Source organism: Ruegeria sp. HKCCD7221 (assembly GCF_013031225.1).
GTDB lineage: Bacteria > Pseudomonadota > Alphaproteobacteria > Rhodobacterales > Rhodobacteraceae > Ruegeria.
This window is the reverse complement of sequence record NZ_WPZE01000002.1, coordinates 108,171-126,479: the sequence shown is the minus strand read 5'-3', so window position 1 is coordinate 126,479 and position 18,309 is coordinate 108,171. Positions and strand designations below refer to the sequence as shown.

Below are 18,309 nucleotides of genomic sequence, written 5' to 3'. Positions count from 1 at the left end.
CGGGTGCTCTCCTGTCAGGGTTATGAGTTCAGAGTAAAGCGGGCGGCAAGTTCGACATGTGACGACCACCGAAACTGGTCAACCACTTGTACCCATTCAAGGGTGTAACCCGCGTTAACCAGCGTTTTTGCGTCACGGGCGAATGTAACCGGGTTGCAAGAGACATAAGCAATCACTGGGCGTTTTGCCTGCGCCAGCTCGGACACCTGCGCCTCGGCCCCTGCGCGCGGCGGGTCCAGCACGATCGCGTCAAAATGCCTGAGTTCATCCGGCATCAAGGGTCGGCGGAACAGATCGCGCGCCTCGGTCGTTACTCGTTTCAGCCCTTTGGCCTTGCGCCACCCCTGAACCAGCGCGGCGGTCATGTCACCCTCGCCCTCCACTGCGTGAACTTCGGCGGTCTGCGCCAGTGGAAGCGAAAAGGTACCACTGCCTGCGAATAGGTCGACAACGCGCTTTGCCCCCTCGGTTACCTGCAAAACAGCCTGTAATAGAGCCTGTTCACCGTCCTTGGTGGCCTGCAGAAACGCGCCGGGCGGAGGTACGACTTTGGCCGTCCCAAAGCGTTGAACCGGCTGCTGCCGCGTGGCGATAACCTCGTCATCCCAACTGAGCCGTGCAAGACCATGGTGTTCGGTCGCCTGCGCAAGGGCCAGCTCAAGCGGGCCGTCCAATGGCTTGCCGCCTTTGACTGCCACGTCCAGACCACCCTCGGACAGGGTCAGCGTCACGGCCAGAACCCCTTTTCGGCTGCCCCCCAGCAGGGCCAACGCCTCGGCCACCGGGATCGCGGCGATCAGGTCGGGATGCAGCAAATGGCAATCCGGGATTTCGGAAATCGTATCGGATGCGCGGCCATGGAACCCAGCCAAAGTGCCCTTTTTCGTGCGCCGCACAGCAACGGTTGCCCGACGCCGGGACCGTTCGGGTGAGGTATGGATCGGGCGCATGTCCGCTTCGATCCCCTGCGCATCCAGCGCCTTGCGCACAATTTCGACCTTCCAGTCGGCGACAAATGCGTCTGATGCATGTTGCAGTTGGCATCCACCACAAGACTTGTAGTGGCGGCACGGCGCCTTGACCCTTTGATCCGAGGGGGTTTCGACCCGGACCTCGGTCAAAAGCTGCCCGACAACGGTGCCGCTGACCGCTTCTCCCGGCAAGGTGCGCGGTGCAAAAACGGGGCCTTCGGCAATGCCATCCCCCTGATGACCAAGGCGCGTTATGGTGAATGTCTGCGTCATGATCCGCCTGATACCGGGGCTTTGCCCGCAACAAAACCCCTTTGACACCGTCACGGTCGGGTTGAACATAAAAACGCCGCCGGACCACCCGAGCCAATCAGCTAAAAGCTATTCCGCAGCCTCTGCTTGAATGAAGCCACCAGACTGACGATGCCAGAACCGTGCATAAAGGCCGCCCTGTTCCAGCAGATCGTCATGAGTGCCGGATTCGACAATGCGCCCCTGATCCAGCACGATGATCCGGTCCATCTCTCGCAGCGTGGAAAGCCGGTGTGCAATCGCAAGGACGGTCTTGCCTCGCATCACGCGGTGCAGGGCGGCTTGGATCGAGGCTTCTACCTCGGAATCCAGCGCAGATGTCGCCTCATCCAATACAAGGATCGGCGCGTCTTTCAGGATCGCACGCGCCAGGGCGATCCGCTGGCGCTGTCCCCCGCTGAGTTTTACGCCACGCTCACCCAGATGGGCATCATATCCTGTGCGACCGTGGGCGTCCTGCAAGCCAAGGATAAATTCGTGCGCCTCTGCCTTTTGTGCCGCGGCGATCATCTCGGCTTCTGTGGCATCAGGACGGCCATACAGGATGTTTTCACGCGCCGAGCGGTTGAACATCGCAGTTTCCTGCGTGACCATACCGATATGCCTGCGCAAGCTGTCCTGTGTCACTTGGCGTACATCCTGACCGTCGATGCGAATTGTGCCCTTTTCCCCGTCATAGAGCCGCAATAGCAAGGAAACCAAAGTTGACTTCCCTGCCCCGGAAGCGCCGACGATGCCCAGCTTCTCACCCGGATATACGGTCATATTCACATCGCTTACACCGCCGACATCGCGCCCATAAGCAAAGCTGACATGGTCAAACTCGATCCGACCGTCCTGCACCTGCAGATCGGACGCGTTTGCTGTGTCCACAATCCGGTCCCGTTTGGCGAGAGTCATCATTCCATTCTCAATCTCACCAACATTCGCATAGAGGCCCATCAGCGTGAAACTGACCCAGCCTGTCATCTGGGCAATACGGATCGAAACTGCGCCCGCCGCAACGATATCGCCTGCCGTTGCAGTTCCCGCCTGCCACAACCCGATCGTTGCGCCCATCAGCACAACCGGCAGCACACCTGCCAGCGTCATCAGAATGAACCTGAAACTGGCAGACAAACTACCGAACTCCAGCGACCGTTCCCGCAGGTCGACCATCGCATTGCGGGCAGCCTGATCTTCGTAGGCAGAATGCGCAAACAGTTTTACGGTCTTGATGTTCGTGATGGTGTCGACCACCTGCCCCGACACCATCGCCCGCGCTCCAGCCCGCGCGGCCGAGCGTTTGCGGATGCGCGGCAGATACCAGTGGACAAGCAGGAAATAAACGGCGAGCCAAGCCGTGAAGGGCAGCATGACAAGCGGATGAATAGACCCTAACAAAAGGAATGAACCCACAAGCGAGGCGAGGGCAAAGACGATCGCGCTGATGGTCTCGGACACGACCGACGCCATCGCATTCGAAGTTTGCATCTGCTTCTGGGCGATCCGTCCGGCGAAGTCGTCGTCGAAATAGGTGACGGACTGCCCCAATGTCCAACGGTTCAGCTTGGCCAGAACCAGCGGCGTGATATTGGGCATTACGATGTAATTGTTCGACAGTGAGGACAACCCGAACAATGCCGGGCGCAACAGCATGAAAAAGGCAACTGCGCCGAGTATCATCCACATGTTGCTAGCGGTCAGAAAGTTCTCGGGCCCGCCTGCGGTTGCAATGTCGACCACCAATCCCAGAATCCAGGCAGTTCCGGCCTCCATCGCGCCAGCGGTTGCGGAAAAGAAGGCCGCGACAAACAGCATTGGCCACGCGCCGGACAAGCACCAGCGAATGAACGCCCCCAGTGTTTGCGGCGGGGGCGTTTCGATGTTTTTGAACGGGTTTATGAGGTCGGCGATCCTCATTCCGCGGCCTCCGGGTTCAGGAAGCCCCCAGATTGCCGCGCCCAGAACTGGGCGTAAAGCCCACCATGGGACAACAGCTCGGCATGGCCGCCTTGCTCTACAATTCTTCCGTCGTCCATGACCAGAATGCGGTCCATCTGGGCAATGGTACTCAGCCGGTGGGCAATGGCGATCACGGTTTTACCTTGCATCATGCCGTAAAGAGTTTCCTGTATCGAAGCTTCGACTTCGGAATCTAGGGCAGATGTCGCCTCGTCCAACAACAGGATCGGCGCATCCTTCAGGATCACACGCGCCAAGGTCACCCTCTGACGTTGCCCGCCAGACAGTTTCACGCCCCGCTCACCCACATGTGCGTCATAGCCGGTGCGCCCTTGCGGATCCTGCAGATCAAGGATGAACTCATGCGCTTCGGCCTGTTTGGCAGCGGCGATCATCTGAGCCTCGGTCGCGTCAGGACGACCATAGAGGATGTTATCTCGGACCGAGCGGTGCAGCAGCGCGCTGTCTTGTTGCACCATGCCGACATGGCTGCGCAAACTGTCCTGCGTGACCTGCGCGATGTTCTGACCGTCGATCAGGATCGCACCCTGCTCGACGTCGTAAAACCGCAAAAGCAGCTTTACTAGGGTCGATTTCCCGGCCCCGGACCGCCCGATCAGACCGATCTTTTCACCCGGCTGAATGGTCAGATTGATGTGGTCCAAACCCCCGGTCTTGCGCCCGTAATGGTGGGACAGATCGCGAATGTCGATCTGACCAGTGGACAATTGCAACGGTTTGGCGCCGGGCACATCCAACAGATCAATGGGTTGCGCAATCGTCTGCATCCCCTCGGCCACAACACCAAGCTGACGGAAAAAGCTGGTCAGCGCCCACATGATCCAGCCAGTCATCGCGTTCAGCCGCAGGGTCAAAGCGGTAGCAGCCGCAACCACCCCAACCGAGGCGCTGCCTTGCATCCACAGGGCAATCGCCCATCCGACAACGCCAACGATCAGCAGACCGTTCAGCGTGACCAGAACCGCATCCATGATGGTGAAGATCCGCATCTCGATCTGAAAGGTTCGGCGTGTTTCTTCGATGGCTTCGCGGGCATAGTCCAGTTCCTGCGCGTCATGGGCAAACATCTTGACCGAGTGGATGTTGGTGTAGCTGTCGACCACCCGCCCCGTCACGGCAGACCGCGCATCGGACGCCGCCTGCGACGCGGGACCTACCCGAGCAACCGTCCAGCGAACCAGCAATCCATACAGGACAAACCAGACCAGCAGTGGCAGCAAAAGGCGCGGATCAGCCGCCATAAGCAGCACCGCCGCCCCGATCAAATAGGCCAGCGAGAAAGAGATCGCGTCAAAGACCTGAAACACCGCCTCGCCCGCTGCCGGGGGCGTTTGCATGATCCGGTTGGCGATGCGGCCCGCAAAGTCATTCTCGAACCAGCCCACGGACTGACGCAGCACATGTTTATGCGCGCGCCAGCGGATAAGGGTGCCAAAGTTCGGCAGAATCGTGTTGTTCAACAACAGCACATCCACGACATGCAACATGGGCCGCAGCAAAAGGACAAAAAGGGCCATCAGGATCAGTTCAGTCCCGTGGGCCTTCCACACCTCGGCCGGCGGTCCGGTCAACAGGTCAACTACGCGACCCATATAGTAGATCAGCCCGACCTCAACTGCCGCTACGATGACTGAAATCAGCCCCGCCCAGAAGAATACCCGATAGAACGGCTTGGAGTATTCCAACATGAATGGCCACAACCGCGTGGGCGGCGCGTCAGATTCCTTGTAGGCGACAAAAGGGTCAACGAGGTTTTCGAAAAAGCGAAACATGGAGAGTGCTCCGATTGAGCAGAAAATTGGTCATGCGAAGAAAGATGGCGCTAGAACACCACCCCAACGGGTCAAGGTGTCCCGGCTTTAGCCGAACCAGATCCCGTAATACATTCGCATCCCTCCATTTAAGTGACAGGCGAACGTAAGCACAAAGACTGCGACTTGTCATCCCTTTTTGAGACTACGCCTCAGCCGCTCAGCAAATCGTCGCGGGTCAGCACGAAACCCGAAGCAATCCAGCGGGCCTCAAGCTCGGCCAGTTTCCGGCCCAGCGCGGGGCCGGTGAATTCGGGGATCAGGTCCGATGCGCTGATCGGAAATTCGGCATTGGCCCCTGCGTGAAGGTCAGTGCGCATCCCCTCGGACCAGGGCTGTTCGAAAAAGGCGCATCGCAGAAGCACTTTGTGCAGACCGCTTTCCTCGCCATAACGAAACCCCAGCTCTGCGGTAGACGCAGTCCCGCTTGCCTCATCCCGCATCCGAGTAAGTTGCTGAATCTGCGCCTTGCTCAGGCGCAGGGTCTTTGCAATTTCGGGCGTCGCAATCGCGGCGAGCCGCCGGATGGGATCTGGCGCGGCGCCTGCCTGCTGCTCGAACATAATCAGTGGCGCAAGAGCCCGATCATCTGCATCCGGGACAAGTTGCGCCAGAACGCCGACGCTGCGCATGGCCGCGACAGAGGGTGCAGGATCGGGGGCACCCAGCAATTTCAAAAGCTCGGCCCCGACACGTTCGCGGGACAAATCCGACAATCCGTCCAAATTGGACGCAATCGCCGCCAGAGCATCCGCGTCAAACCCAGCCTCTGCATCACCATACCAAGCGTGGAACCGAAAATAGCGCAAAGACCGCAGGTAATCTTCACGGATGCGGTGTTCTGCGGTTCCGATGAAGCGCACCCGCCGTGCCCGCAAATCCGGCAGGCCATTCAGCGGATCCAATACCGTCCCGTCAGGCTGCGCATAAAGTGCGTTCATGGTGAAGTCCCGGCGTGCCGCGTCCTCTTGGATATTGTCCGAGAACGCCACAACCGCGCGGCGGCCATCAGTTTCGATGTCACGGCGGAAGGTGGTGATCTCATGCGGGACGCCATCACAGACCACCGTGATCGTTCCATGATCAATCCCGGTTGGGATCGCTTTCAGCCCCGCGTTTTGCGCAAGCTCGACAACCTGCTGCGGGCGGGCGTCCGTCGCAATGTCGATATCGGACACGGCCGCGCCCAAAAGCGCATTTCGCACACAGCCACCGACAAACAGCGCCTGCGCCCCGCCGTCCGTCAACACCGCGCAAACCTTTTGTGTCGCCGGATCGGAAACCCAGCTTTCGGAAATTTGCGTCATTCGCTCACCCGCGCGGCCAGACCCCGTAGCATGCGGGCCGTCGCGCCCCAAATATAATAGGGACCGAACGGCACCGTAAAATAATACCGTTTGTGACCCCGCCAGCGACGCGACTCAATAATGTAGTTTGCGGGATCAAGGACATGCGCCAGCGGGACCGAAAACACCTCATCCACTTCGCCCGGTTCCGGTACCGGTTGAAACCTGTCCCGCAGAATGGCGAGTACCGGGGTGACCGTGAAGGATGTCACTGTCTCATGGGTCGGCAAATGGCCCAGAATGTCCGGCAGGTCCGGAGGCAAACCGATCTCCTCCTGCGCCTCACGCAGGGCGGTGTCCGTGACATCGGCGTCACCTTTGTCCTGCTTGCCGCCCGGAAAAGCAATCTGACCCGGATGATGTTTAAGCGCTGACGAACGCTTGGTCAGGATCACACGCGGAGTGTTTCCGACAACGGAAACCGGAACCAGAACCCCCGCCGGGCGCAGCTTCCGACCTTCCGGCAATACAGTGTCGGGGTTCAGGTCAAAATCACTTGACCCGTCGCCGGGGCGGCTCAGCGCCGCCCGCAGCACGTCTGTCGGATCAGGGCCGGTCAGCATCAAAACCGACGGTGCCGGGATCCAGCACGTAATGCGCGCCGCAGAACTGGCAGTCTGCGGTGACTTTGCCCTCGGGCGTCGTCATCTTTTCAATGTCCTTCGCCGAATAGATCGACAGGCTCTGCCGCACGCGATCCTCAGAGCAGGTACATCCGAATTGCACCGGCTGGGCGTCATAGACGCGGGGCTGTTCTTCGTGAAACAAGCGCACCAGCAAGTCGGTCGGCGCGGTTGACGGGCCGATCAGTTCCAGATCCTCGACCGTATCCAGCAGGATATTCACGCGGCCCCAGTTTTCACCTTCCTCGCCATCGACCAGATCGCTGGCGGTCAGAATGTCTCCGGTGCCTTCGCCCGTTGCCGCAAACGGCGAGGCTTTGGGCATATGCTGCAGCATGATCCCGCCCGCGCGCCAATGTTCGCCAACGCCCGGTTCGGTCGATTTTCCAAAACTCAGCGAGAACCGTGTCGGCAACTGCTCGGACTGGGCAAAATAGGCTTCGGCACAGGCGCTGAGCGACCCGCCGGCCAAGGGAGTGATCCCTTGATAGGGATGCGTACCTTCGCCCTGGTCGATCATGATCGCAAAATACCCTTCGCCCACCTGATCGAACGGGCTGGCATCGGTCAGCCTGTCCCGATCAAAGCTGGCATAAGCCCGAATGCGCGCCGGTTCGCCTTCTTCGGTGGGCGCATAGTAATCGGTGGCAATCATGCGAACGGCGCCCTTGGACTGTACCTGAAGGGACAGCTTCCAGCGCAAGGACACCGTCTGACCGATCAACGCGGTCAGCAGGGCCATCTCAGCGACCAGAGCCTCGACCTTTTCGGGATAGTCGTGTTGTTTCAGGATGCCATCCAGCACCCCGTCCAGACGGGCCACGCGGCCACGCATGTCCGATACATCGAGTTGAAAGGGCAGGACGGTATCGTCCCACGCGATTTTGGTTCCAAGAGACATGGGGTTTCCTTACACGCCACAGGTTGGCATACCGCCAGCATATAGGTCGAACAATTCGGGTTGTAAGGGGCAATACATGATCAGACGGTTCGGTGAAACCCCACAAGCGGGTCGTAAATACATACGAAGGGTCGGCGTTTACGCGTTGCTGCCCCGGGGTCGGCACCTTTTGCTGACTTGTCAGATGGAACCCGGCCCTGATCTGCAATTGCCCGGCGGCGGTATTGATCCCGGCGAATCGCCTATAACGGCCCTTCACCGAGAGGTTTTCGAAGAAACAGGCTGGCTGGTGGCCAATCCACGTCGTGTCGGCGCATTTCGCCGGTTCACCTATATGCCGGAATATGACTTATGGGCAGAAAAGGTCTGTCTGATCTACCGCGCTCGTCCCGTCCGCAATATCGGCGCCCCGACCGAACCGTTTCACGAAGCGTTGTGGATGGATACTGCAGACGCGGTTGAGATGTTGGGCAATGGCGGCGACCGTCATTTCGCCAGTTTGCATCTGGATACGCTCTAGGGCCCTCCGTATTCGAAAAATACGGCCGAGACATCGTCATCCATGCTGCTGCCGGGGGCCATGGCTTGGGTCAGGTCTCGAAAGATGTTGTCAAGAAAATCGGACCCTGCGGCACCCTTGGTGCATTTGATCGCCATTTGACGCAGCCCTTCTTCTTCAAGCAATTGCCCATCCGCCATCGTGCATTCCGTAAAGCCGTCGGAATACAAAAGAAGCCTGTCGCCGGGGTTCAGATAGGTTTCAATCCGCTGAAAAGGCACGTCCGGCAACAACCCGATCGGCAGCCCGCCTTCGCCCAGAAACGCAGTTCCTCCATCCTGACGAAGCACCAATGGGTGGGGATGGCCCGCCTGCACCATTTTCAAGTGCCCGTTGCGCAGGTCGATGATCCCATAGACCATGGTAAAGTATTCTTCGATCCCGGCATCCGCCATCAATCGGGAATTTAGGGTCTCGGCGACCTTCTCGGGCTGCAACAGCGCATAGAATTTATCGAACCGCTTTTCCATCGCTACATTCTGGTCGAAATGCTTGCTGGACAGATACCCGCCCAGCCGCGCTGTCATCATGGCCGAGGTGATGCCGTGGCCCGACACGTCAATGCTGTAAAATCCCAACCTGTTCACACCGGGTGAGAACATGCCGACAAGATCGCCGCCGATGTGACCGCAGGGTTTCAGCAACAGGCTAACTCGGGAATTCCCGAAGCTGCGCGTCAGTTCCGGCACCAGAGATTCCTGAATCTTGCGGGCCTGCATCAGGTCTTTGTCGATGGCGTCATGCGCCAGCTTCAGGTCTTCCAACGCTGATTCAATCAGGCGATTTTTTTCGGACAACTCGCGCTGCATATCCAGAATTCGGGCGCCTGCTGAAATACGGGCTCGCAGTTCGTCCGCCTCGAGCGGCTTAATCAGAAAGTCGTCTGCCCCGGCGTCCAGCCCGCGCGCGACCTCTTGCTTTTCGCTCTTGGAGGTTAGCAGGATGAAATAGCTGTACACCTCTCGATTCAACGACCGAAATGCCCGACAGAATTCCAGGCCGCTCATCCCCGGCATGACCCAATCGCTCAGGACCAGGTCCGGCGATTCCTTTGCGCAGATTTCCAGCGCGGCAGCGCCATTATCCGCCTCAAGAACCTGAAACCCCCATTTCTTGAGCGAGGCCACAAGAATGCGCCGCTGAAGTCGGCTGTCATCTACGACAAGCACCTTCTGGATCACTCCAAAATCCAACTCTGACCTGGCTTCTGCTTGACTGACCTCTGCCACCCGAATCCTCTGCTCCCTAGCTGCACCCCCCGCGCAAAAAGACCGTAGGCTTCGGCTGTTTAACATCAGTTGAAGGTTGATTTTTGCGTCGCTTAACCTGCCCTTTACCGGTACAACGCTACCAAAATCATGTCGCGGTTTTGTTTTGGAGATTTCGGGCATGATCAACTGGTCCAGGGTCAATCAGTTGCGGAACGAAGTGGGCAGCGCCGAGTTTGACGAGGTCGTTCAGATCTTTCTGGACGAAGTGCAAGAAGCGATCGACCGTCTGGAACAGGACACGTTGCGGAAAAACTTGGAACAAAACCTGCATTTTCTCAAAGGCAGCGCCCTGAGCCTTGGGTTTGACCACTTCTCAAGACTGTGCCAGGACGGTGAGCGGTCGGCGGCCTCTGGCCAAGCGGTCGAAGTCAACCTGCCTGAAATTCTGACCGCATTTGAAGAATCTCGCGCCCGTTTCTTGATCGAAAAGGCGCAGAACCTGACTTAGATGACAAACTGCGCCAGCGTTTCGTCGTCTGTTATGTCGGTATAGGTGAACCCCGCTTCGTCCAGATGCGCGAAAAGACGTGCAAAATTCTCGGGCTTCCGGGTTTCGATACCAATCAGGACCGAGCCGAAATTGCGCGCGGATTTCTTCATATACTCAAATCGGGCAATATCGTCATCCGGGCCGAGGATATTCAGGAATTCCTTCAACGCGCCGGGACGCTGCGGCAAGCGCAGAATAAAGTACTTCTTCACGCCCGAGTAGCGCTGCGCCCGCTCTTTCACTTCGGGCAGACGCTCAAAATCGAAATTCCCGCCCGAGGTGACGCAAACCACGGTCTTGCCGCGAATGAAGCTTTGCACGTCAGCAACCGCCTCAACCGCAAGGGCACCCGCAGGTTCCAGAACAATGCCTTCGACATTCAGCATTTCAATCATCGTGGCACAGATGCGATCTTCGGACAGGACCAACACATCCGAAAGATGGCGTGACTTGAGCAATTCAAACGGCTTGGCACCAATCCGACCAACCGCGGCGCCGTCAACGAAATTGTCTACGTGGTCCAGCGAAACCGGGTGACCCGCCGCCATCGCCGCATGCAGGCACGCCCCACCTTTGGGCTCGACAAACAGGCAGTGCGTTCGATCGCCAAACCACGTCGCCACACCTGATGACATTCCTCCACCCCCAACCGGCAGGATGACGTGGTCTGGGACGCGGCCCAGTTGCTCTTCGATCTCAACCGCAAGGGACGCCTGCCCCTCGATTACGTCCTCATCATCGAAGGGTGACAGAAAATAACCGCCCTGCTGCGCACACCACTGTTGCGCCGCTGCCAGAGTATCATCGAAATAGTCTCCGGACAGACGAACTTCGATATTGTCGCCGCCGAAGATGCGGGTTTTTTGAATTTTCTGCTGCGGCGTTGTCACCGGCATGAAGATCACACCGCGCACGTTCAGGTGTTTGCACATGAACGCCACACCCTGCGCATGATTGCCTGCGCTGGCGCAGACGAAAAGGTCATGCCCCTTTTGCTTGCGCATGGCGTTGAACGCACCGCGAATTTTATATGACCGCACCGGGCTTAGGTCTTCACGCTTGAGCCAGATATCAGCCCCATAGCGGTCAGACAGGTGGGCATTCCGCTGCAAGGGCGTCGGCGGAAAAACCGATCGCATTTCCTGTTCGGCGGCGCGGGCACGGGTCATGAAGTCACTCATGACGGTTTCACTGCCGCATCACCACCGAAAGCGCAAGGAATACATATGTGTACGAGCGGCTAGGTCAGTTCACGCTTTTCGATGAACACACCGAACATCGTGGTCAAAATACTGACATTGATCAGCGGCAACACCAAAGTACCGAAGAACAGGGTTAGCAAGATGCCCAGCAGGGGAATGAACGCGAGCGCGGTGAACGCAAGCTGCACCAGAAACTGAAACAGAAAGTTCACGATAAGAAGCAGGATGATTGCACCGCCCATTCCTTGTGTGCTGTTCCACGCATCCCCAAGCGTTACTGGATGGCCAATCGCAGCCGCTGGCAGAATGATCGAAAGGCGATAGAATGCAACGATCAGAAAAAAGGCGAAAGCGACCATTACCACCAAAGTCAGTGCGCCAGCTCCCATCGCGGCCATAACCATGCTTAGCGGCAAGAAGGCAAGGCCCATCAGCAGGCCCAACAGCAACACGCGCCCAAAATACGCGAGAATCCTGTCAAACCGGAAAGTCGGGAAAATACCGTGGGGGTATTCTTCCAGCAGGATAAAACGATGCCAGGACACGGCGATCCAGAACATCGTGATTATTCCCACGATGGCCACGCTTGCGACGAAGAACACCAGCGATCCGTATGACGTTCCCGGTGGCAAGGTACCGCTTTCCGGATCAAGCTGATCCCAGGGTATATCCAGAACCATAAACAGCGCGACGATGGCGGCGGTTGCCGCAAGTGCCGGCCCAAAGGTAATTTGCAGAACCTGCTTAATATTTCCAAAAACCATTCGCACGGAATGCACAAAAATCTGCCAGCCCAACATCGTAAAAACTGCCCTTTCAACCAATCCTTGTTCTCTATCCGTCCGTTTCACCTGAAATCGCTGCCTGCGTCAACGCAGATAACTTGCCCCCGCTTTCAAAACCCGTTAGGGGCCAATCGTTCTACGCATAAAGGGAAGTCAGATGTCCGCGCCCAAGAAAGTTGTTCTGGCCTATTCCGGTGGCCTTGATACCTCGATCATTCTGAAATGGCTGCAGACCGAGTATGGCTGTGAGGTCGTCACCTTCACCGCCGATCTGGGTCAGGGTGAGGAACTGGAGCCTGCCCGCCAGAAGGCCGAACTGCTGGGGATCAAGCCCGAGAACATCTATATCGAAGATATCCGCGAGGAATTCGTCCGCAATTTCGTCTTCCCCATGTTCCGCGCCAATGCGCAGTACGAAGGTCTGTACCTGCTGGGCACGTCCATTGCGCGCCCGCTGATCTCGAAACGTCTGGTTGAGATCGCGGCTGAAACCGGTGCCGATGCCGTGGCCCACGGCGCAACCGGCAAGGGCAACGACCAGGTTCGTTTCGAATTGGCAGCCTATGCTCTGAACCCTGACATCAAGGTCATCGCGCCGTGGCGGGAATGGGATTTGACCAGCCGCACCAAGCTGTTGGAATTCGCCGAACAGAACCAGATTCCGATTGCCAAGGACAAACGCGGTGAGGCTCCGTTCTCGGTCGATGCGAACCTGCTGCATACCTCGTCCGAGGGTAAGGTTCTGGAAGACCCCGCCGATATGGCACCGGATTACGTCTATCAGCGCACCGTCCACCCCGAAGATGCGCCGAACGAGCCTGAGTTCATCGAAATCGGCTTTGAAAAAGGCGACGCAGTCAGCATCAATGGCGAAGCGATGAGCCCGGCCACCATCCTGACCAAACTGAACGAATATGGCGGTAAGCACGGCATTGGCCGTCTGGACCTGGTCGAAGGCCGTTTTGTTGGCATGAAGTCGCGCGGTATCTATGAAACGCCCGGCGGCACCATCCTGCTGGAAGCGCACCGTGGCATTGAATCCATCACCATGGACCGCGGCGCGATGCACCTGAAAGACCAGTTGATGCCGCAATATGCTGAGTTGATCTATAACGGCTTCTGGTACTCGCCCGAACGCGAAATGCTGCAGGCGGCCATCGACAAGAGCCAGGAACACGTAACCGGCGCCGTGCGGGTGAAACTGTACAAAGGTCTGGCCTCGACCGTGGGCCGCTGGTCGGATCACTCGCTCTACTCCGAGGCGCACGTCACCTTCGAGGAAGACGCGGGTGCGTATGACCAGACAGATGCGGCGGGCTTTATCCAGTTGAACGCCCTGCGTCTTAAACTGCTGGCAGCCCGCGACAAGCGTTTGTCCAAGTGACCGAAGACGACGGCATCGGTGATGAGCTTGATCTGTTCATCGAAGCGCAGGACACGGTTTGGTCCGACGTCCTGCGCGAGTTGAAGCAGGGGCAGAAAACCAGCCACTGGATGTGGTTCGTCTTTCCGCAACTGGCCGCGCTTGGCCGGTCCGACATGGCGCAGCTCTACGGCATTGAAGATCTGGACGAGGCGACCGCCTATCTGGATCACCCAGAACTGCGCAAACGCCTGATAGAAACAGCGCAGTTGATGCTGCTGCACAAGGGCCGCGATGCCACGGACATTCTGGGCGGGGTAGATGGCAAGAAGTTGCGGTCTTGCATGACGCTGTTCTCATCCGTACCCGATGCCCCGCCGGAATTTCTGGCTGTTCTGGACGCATTCTATGACGGTCAGCGGTGCGAACGCACTGTCCAGCTTTTGCAGGGGTCGTAGGCAGTGGTTCTCGTGGGGTCATCCTTGCCTGGCTAACCGGTTTAGCCTTACGCACAGGTCAACCGAGGAGAGATACCATGTTGCAATCAATTGCGGACGACATTCAGAAAAACCTGGTTGGCAAAAGCTTCGAAGGCTCGTTGAAGTTCGATTGCGGCGATGACGGTGTGATCGTCCTGTCTGACAATCAGGCCACCACGCAGGATCGGGAAACCGACTGCACCATCCGTATTTCGCAGAAGAACCTGACCAAACTGCTGACCGGCAAGCTGAACCCGATGACAGGAGTGGCTTTGGGCAAGCTCAAGATTTCGGGAAATATGGGCGTTGCGATGAAACTAGGGCAGTTGCTCGGATAAACTCCTCTCACCAGCGCGTGACAAACGATGTCAGGTGATTGCTTCGGGCAAAAAGACAAGGCAGCTTAATCTCAGAAGGAGACCTGCCATGACCCGCATCGCTTTTCTCGACTACGTCAAACCGACGCTTCTTTTTACTCTGATCGCAATTGCCGCTCTGTTGCGAGCGACCCCGGCACCCGCCGCGGGAACCGAAACCCTGACGGTAGCCGGCGGGTGTTTCTGGTGTGTCGAATCCGACTTTGAATCCGTGAAAGGTGTGACTGGGGCAGTTTCCGGATTTACCGGCGGCAAAACCACAAGCCCTACGTATGATCAAGTCTCCAAAGGGGGCACCGGTCATTACGAAGCCGTCCAGATCACCTTTGACCCATCGGTCGTTTCCCGTGAAACGCTGTTGAACCTCTTTTTCCGGTCCGTAGACCCTACCGATGCCGGAGGGCAGTTCTGTGATCGGGGGGATAGTTATAGAACTGCCATTTTTGTCTCTAATGCAGGCGAAAAAGCGTCTGCTGAACAGGCCAAGGCAGATGCACAACGTGCGCTGGGGCAGACCGTGGTTACGCCGATCCTGCAGGCTGGCACGTTCTATCCTGCCGACGCATATCATCAGGATTACTACAAAGGGTCCAAGCTGGTTCTCACGCGGTTTGGCCCAAAACGCCAACACAGCGCATACAAGGCTTACCGCAAAGCCTGCGGCCGGGACGCCCGTGTCAAACAACTTTGGGGCGGCGACGCGCCATTTGCCGGATCCTAATCGAGCTTCGCGTCCCGGACCTCTTTCAAATCCGGGATGACATCTGCTGTACCGTGCCGCGTGACCATCAGGGCCGCGGCACGGTTTGCTTGGGAAATCGCCTGCGGGATCGGCATTCCGCGATCCATCCCGGCCAGAACATAGCCGGTAAAGGTATCCCCCGCGCCGGTCGTATCCACAGGCTGCACTTTATAGGCCGGGAACTCCGACGTCGCAGCGCAATGATGGTACAGCGCGCCTTTTGATCCCAAGGTGACAATTACATGCTCGACCTTCAAATCCGAGACCGATTGACCGGTGGCTTGACGCAGTTGATCGGCCTCAACTTCGTTCAATATCAAGAAATCCAGATAGGACAGCACGGCCTGCACCGCATCGGCCTGAAACGGGGCTGCGGCATAGCAGACAGTCAAACCCATCTCACGACCCATCTTCGCGGCCTCAACCTGAAGATTGGTTTCGTTCTGCATCACCAGCAAATCACCGCGCGAAGCTGAAGACAGCGCCTGCCCCAACTGATCCTGCGAGATTGCGTGGTTCGCCCCCTGAAACAGGATGATGTTATTCTCACCTTCGGCATCCACGGCAATGATGGCGTGACCTGTCGGCACGTCGACCTGGGCGATATGGCGTGTGTCCACGCCATATTCCGTCAAACGATCCAACGCCCAGCGCCCATCCGACCCCACGGCCCCAACATGCGCCACCTGCGCCCCGGCCCGCGCCGCCGCCACGGACATGTTCGCGCCTTTGCCGCCCAGAAAACGATCCAAACGGTTGGCCGAGAGCGTCTCCCCCGGCCCGGGAAGGTGCGGTACGTCGTAAATCATGTCCGCGTTGATCGAGCCGAGGTTCCAGATCGTCATCGCTTATCCAATGTCACAAGACGCCAGGATAGCCATGTTCAAGATGTCATTCGCCGTCGAAACGGTCGAACAAATCTGAATCGGCTTGTCGACACCTGACAGGATCGGACCGATGACCGTAGCACCGCCCATTTCCTGCATCAGCTTGGTCGAGATCGACGCCGAATGGCGCGCGGGAACGATCAGGATATTTGCCGGGCCTGTCAGACGCTGGAATGGATAGCTGGCCTGTTGATCCACATTCAGGGCTACGTCGACGGTCATCTCGCCCTCATATTCGAAGTCAACGCCACGCTGGTCCAGAACCGCAGGCGCACGGTGCATTTTTTCAGCCCGCTCCGACATCGGATAGCCGAATGTCGAAAAGCTGACGAAGGCCACGCGCGGCTCGAGCCCCATGTGGCGCGCAACGGCGGCCGAGCGCTCAGCGATGTTGGCCAGATCATTCTCGTCAGGCCATTCATGAACCAGTGTATCGCCGATCAACACGATCCGCCCCTTGTGCAATAACGCCGTTACACCAGCCGCGCCATGCGCCGCGTCCGCGTCGAACACGTGATTGATCCGGTCCAGAACATGCGCCGACTTGCGCGTGGCCCCGGTCACAAGACCATCGCCATGCCCATGCGCAAGCATCAGCGAGGAAAACACGTGACGGTCCCGCGCGGCAAGGCGGTGAATGTCCTTGCGGTCGAAACCCTTACGCTGAAGCCGATCGTACAGGAAGTTCGAGTAGGTCTCGAGATGCGCGGTATTGGCAGCGTTTACCACCTCAAGCTCACGCACGGCATCGCCCAGACCGGCCTCTTCCAGCTTGGCCTTTACGTCATCGGCACGCCCCACAACCAGCGCCTTGCCAAAGCCCGAACGCTGATAGGTGACAGCCGCGCGCAGCACGCGGGGATCGTCGCCCTCGGCAAAGATCATCCGGCTTTGCGCCTGACGCGCCCGCGCATTAAGGCCCCGCAGAATGCTGGCGGTCGGGTCCATGCGGGACTTGAGGCTCAGCTCATAGGCATCCATGTCGATGATCGGACGCCGCGCGGCCCCGGTATCCATACCGGCCTTAGCGACGGCAGGTGGAATACGGTGGATCAGGCGCGGGTCAAACGGCGTAGGGATGATATAGTCGCGCCCAAAGGTCAGCGATTTGCCATAGGCCATCGCAACCTCATCCGGCACATCCTCGCGCGCCAGGTTGGCAAGCGCGTGGGCACAGGCGATCTTCATCTCATCATTGATGGCGCGGGCATGGATATCCAGCGCGCCGCGGAACAGATAGGGAAAGCCCAGAACATTGTTCACCTGGTTCGGATAGTCGCTGCGCCCGGTGGCAACAATGGCATCAACACGAACTTCGTGCGCCTCTTCCGGGGTGATCTCGGGGTCGGGGTTGGCCATGGCGAAAATCACCGGGTTATCGGCCATCGACGCAACCATATCCTGCGTCACGGCCCCTTTGACCGACACGCCCAGAAACACATCCGCGCCCTTCATGGCTTCTTCCAGCGTGCGCAGTTCGGTCGTGATCGCATGAGCCGATTTCCACTGGTTCATACCTTCGGTCCGACCCTGATAGATCACGCCCTTGGTGTCACACACGATGCAGTTCTCGTGCCGCGCGCCCATTGACTTAAGCAGTTCGATACAGGCGATCCCCGCCGCACCCGCACCGTTCAGAACAATCTTCACATCTTCGATCTTCTTGCCCGAAATATGCAGCGCATTCAGCAAGCCCGCCGCACAGATCACCGCTGTACCATGCTGATCGTCGTGGAAGACGGGGATATCCATCTCTTCCTTGAGGCGCTGTTCAATGATGAAGCACTCGGGCGCTTTGATGTCTTCAAGGTTGATGCCGCCAAATGTTGGCCCCATCAGGCGGACCGCGCGACAGAACTCATCCGGATCTTCAGTGTCCAGTTCGATGTCGATCGAGTTCACGTCGGCAAAACGCTTAAACAGAACGGCCTTGCCCTCCATCACCGGCTTGCCGCCCAGCGCGCCCAGATTGCCGAGACCCAGCACAGCCGTCCCGTTCGAGATCACGGCGACCAGATTGCCCTTGTTGGTATAGTCATAGGCAGTCTCGGGTGCTTCGGCGATAGCTTCACAGGGAACGGCCACGCCAGGGCTATAGGCCAATGACAGATCGCGCTGCGTGGTCATGGGAACGGTGGCCTGCACCTCCCACTTGCCGGGGGTGGGGTCCAGGTGAAAGGCCAGCGCCTCTTCTTTGGTGATCTTCGCTTTGGGCATCTTATCGG

Annotated in this window: 17 protein-coding genes; 6 read left to right on the top strand and 11 right to left on the bottom strand. The window is 58.3% G+C overall.

Annotation, left to right across the window (positions count from 1 at the left end; genetic code table 11):
* Positions 1-20: 20 nt before the first annotated feature.
* From GOX73_RS06245 to GOX73_RS06220, 6 genes are all read right to left on the bottom strand, one after another.
* Positions 21-1,244 (bottom strand): class I SAM-dependent RNA methyltransferase, encoded by a 1,224-nt coding sequence (locus GOX73_RS06245; protein ID WP_171123833.1) that lies wholly within the window; start codon positions 1,242-1,244, stop codon positions 21-23.
* Between the two features lie 108 nt (positions 1,245-1,352).
* Positions 1,353-3,185, bottom strand: a complete 1,833-nt coding sequence (locus GOX73_RS06240; protein ID WP_171123831.1) for an ABC transporter ATP-binding protein — start codon at positions 3,183-3,185, stop codon at positions 1,353-1,355.
* On the bottom strand, positions 3,182-5,020 hold the full coding sequence (locus tag GOX73_RS06235) for an ABC transporter ATP-binding protein (RefSeq protein WP_171134824.1): 1,839 nt from the start codon (positions 5,018-5,020) through the stop codon (positions 3,182-3,184). The genes GOX73_RS06240 and GOX73_RS06235 overlap by 4 nt, the downstream gene beginning before the upstream one ends.
* A gap of 191 nt (positions 5,021-5,211) precedes the next feature.
* Positions 5,212-6,366 carry a CCA tRNA nucleotidyltransferase gene (locus tag GOX73_RS06230; protein ID WP_171123827.1) on the bottom strand — a complete coding sequence of 385 codons (1,155 nt, stop codon included), beginning with the start codon at positions 6,364-6,366 and terminating at the stop codon, positions 5,212-5,214.
* On the bottom strand, positions 6,363-6,968 hold the full coding sequence (locus GOX73_RS06225; protein ID WP_171123825.1) for a CoA pyrophosphatase: 606 nt from the start codon (positions 6,966-6,968) through the stop codon (positions 6,363-6,365). The genes GOX73_RS06230 and GOX73_RS06225 overlap by 4 nt, the downstream gene beginning before the upstream one ends.
* Positions 6,952-7,929, bottom strand: coding sequence for an Hsp33 family molecular chaperone HslO (locus GOX73_RS06220; protein ID WP_171123823.1), 978 nt, complete (start codon positions 7,927-7,929; stop codon positions 6,952-6,954). Before GOX73_RS06220 ends, GOX73_RS06225 begins: the two co-directional genes overlap by 17 nt.
* 76 nt (positions 7,930-8,005) lie before the next feature.
* Here GOX73_RS06220 and GOX73_RS06215 point away from each other — a divergent pair, with 76 nt between their 5' ends.
* Positions 8,006-8,449, top strand: coding sequence for an NUDIX hydrolase (locus GOX73_RS06215; protein ID WP_171123821.1), 444 nt, complete (start codon positions 8,006-8,008; stop codon positions 8,447-8,449).
* Here the strand turns inward: GOX73_RS06215 and GOX73_RS06210 are convergent.
* Positions 8,446-9,669 (bottom strand): PP2C family protein-serine/threonine phosphatase, encoded by a 1,224-nt coding sequence (locus tag GOX73_RS06210; RefSeq protein ID WP_371808573.1) that lies wholly within the window; start codon positions 9,667-9,669, stop codon positions 8,446-8,448. The genes GOX73_RS06215 and GOX73_RS06210 overlap by 4 nt on opposite strands.
* 208 nt (positions 9,670-9,877) lie before the next feature.
* Here GOX73_RS06210 and GOX73_RS06205 point away from each other — a divergent pair, with 208 nt between their 5' ends.
* Positions 9,878-10,207 carry an Hpt domain-containing protein gene (locus GOX73_RS06205; protein ID WP_171123819.1) on the top strand — a complete coding sequence of 110 codons (330 nt, stop codon included), beginning with the start codon at positions 9,878-9,880 and terminating at the stop codon, positions 10,205-10,207.
* Here GOX73_RS06205 and ilvA read toward each other — a convergent pair.
* The gene (ilvA, locus tag GOX73_RS06200; RefSeq protein WP_171123817.1) at positions 10,204-11,430 is read right to left on the bottom strand and encodes a threonine ammonia-lyase IlvA; all 1,227 of its coding nucleotides are present in this window, start codon (positions 11,428-11,430) and stop codon (positions 10,204-10,206) included. The two genes, GOX73_RS06205 and ilvA, sit on opposite strands and share 4 nt — an antisense overlap.
* A 59-nt stretch (positions 11,431-11,489) precedes the next feature.
* The gene (locus GOX73_RS06195) at positions 11,490-12,275 is read right to left on the bottom strand and encodes a hypothetical protein (protein ID WP_254428807.1); all 786 of its coding nucleotides are present in this window, start codon (positions 12,273-12,275) and stop codon (positions 11,490-11,492) included.
* 118 nt (positions 12,276-12,393) lie between these two features.
* Between GOX73_RS06195 and GOX73_RS06190 the strand changes: the two genes are divergently transcribed.
* The 4 genes from GOX73_RS06190 (at position 12,394) to msrA (ending at position 15,176) form a co-directional block, all read left to right on the top strand.
* The gene (locus GOX73_RS06190) at positions 12,394-13,620 is read left to right on the top strand and encodes an argininosuccinate synthase (protein WP_171123815.1); all 1,227 of its coding nucleotides are present in this window, start codon (positions 12,394-12,396) and stop codon (positions 13,618-13,620) included.
* Positions 13,617-14,057: a DUF1810 family protein gene (locus tag GOX73_RS06185; RefSeq protein WP_171123812.1), complete on the top strand. Its 441-nt coding sequence runs from the start codon at positions 13,617-13,619 to the stop codon at positions 14,055-14,057. Before GOX73_RS06190 ends, GOX73_RS06185 begins: the two co-directional genes overlap by 4 nt.
* A 77-nt stretch (positions 14,058-14,134) precedes the next feature.
* Positions 14,135-14,416: an SCP2 sterol-binding domain-containing protein gene (locus GOX73_RS06180; RefSeq protein WP_171123810.1), complete on the top strand. Its 282-nt coding sequence runs from the start codon at positions 14,135-14,137 to the stop codon at positions 14,414-14,416.
* Positions 14,417-14,504: 88 nt separating this feature from the next.
* The gene (gene msrA / locus GOX73_RS06175) at positions 14,505-15,176 is read left to right on the top strand and encodes a peptide-methionine (S)-S-oxide reductase MsrA (RefSeq protein WP_171123808.1); all 672 of its coding nucleotides are present in this window, start codon (positions 14,505-14,507) and stop codon (positions 15,174-15,176) included.
* Here the strand turns inward: msrA and GOX73_RS06170 are convergent.
* Together GOX73_RS06170 and GOX73_RS06165 are read right to left on the bottom strand one after the other, a co-directional pair.
* Positions 15,173-16,042 carry a ribokinase gene (locus GOX73_RS06170; protein WP_171123806.1) on the bottom strand — a complete coding sequence of 290 codons (870 nt, stop codon included), beginning with the start codon at positions 16,040-16,042 and terminating at the stop codon, positions 15,173-15,175. The genes msrA and GOX73_RS06170 overlap by 4 nt on opposite strands.
* A gap of 3 nt (positions 16,043-16,045) precedes the next feature.
* Positions 16,046-18,301 carry an NADP-dependent malic enzyme gene (locus GOX73_RS06165; protein WP_171124101.1) on the bottom strand — a complete coding sequence of 752 codons (2,256 nt, stop codon included), beginning with the start codon at positions 18,299-18,301 and terminating at the stop codon, positions 16,046-16,048.
* Positions 18,302-18,309 lie beyond the last annotated feature (8 nt).

Coding starts and splice junctions, on each gene's coding strand:
- GOX73_RS06220 (WP_171123823.1), bottom strand. CDS start 7,929: ATGTCTCTTGGAACCAAAATCGCGTGGGACGATACCGTCCTGCCCTTT.
- GOX73_RS06225 (WP_171123825.1), bottom strand. CDS start 6,968: ATGCTGACCGGCCCTGATCCGACAGACGTGCTGCGGGCGGCGCTGAGC.
- GOX73_RS06165 (WP_171124101.1), bottom strand. CDS start 18,301: ATGCCCAAAGCGAAGATCACCAAAGAAGAGGCGCTGGCCTTTCACCTG.
- GOX73_RS06180 (WP_171123810.1), top strand. CDS start 14,135: ATGTTGCAATCAATTGCGGACGACATTCAGAAAAACCTGGTTGGCAAA.
- ilvA (WP_171123817.1), bottom strand. CDS start 11,430: ATGAGTGACTTCATGACCCGTGCCCGCGCCGCCGAACAGGAAATGCGA.
- GOX73_RS06230 (WP_171123827.1), bottom strand. CDS start 6,366: ATGACGCAAATTTCCGAAAGCTGGGTTTCCGATCCGGCGACACAAAAG.
- GOX73_RS06240 (WP_171123831.1), bottom strand. CDS start 3,185: ATGAGGATCGCCGACCTCATAAACCCGTTCAAAAACATCGAAACGCCC.
- GOX73_RS06245 (WP_171123833.1), bottom strand. CDS start 1,244: ATGACGCAGACATTCACCATAACGCGCCTTGGTCATCAGGGGGATGGC.
- GOX73_RS06215 (WP_171123821.1), top strand. CDS start 8,006: ATGATCAGACGGTTCGGTGAAACCCCACAAGCGGGTCGTAAATACATA.
- GOX73_RS06235 (WP_171134824.1), bottom strand. CDS start 5,020: ATGTTTCGCTTTTTCGAAAACCTCGTTGACCCTTTTGTCGCCTACAAG.
- msrA (WP_171123808.1), top strand. CDS start 14,505: ATGACCCGCATCGCTTTTCTCGACTACGTCAAACCGACGCTTCTTTTT.
- GOX73_RS06205 (WP_171123819.1), top strand. CDS start 9,878: ATGATCAACTGGTCCAGGGTCAATCAGTTGCGGAACGAAGTGGGCAGC.
- GOX73_RS06170 (WP_171123806.1), bottom strand. CDS start 16,042: ATGACGATCTGGAACCTCGGCTCGATCAACGCGGACATGATTTACGAC.
- GOX73_RS06190 (WP_171123815.1), top strand. CDS start 12,394: ATGTCCGCGCCCAAGAAAGTTGTTCTGGCCTATTCCGGTGGCCTTGAT.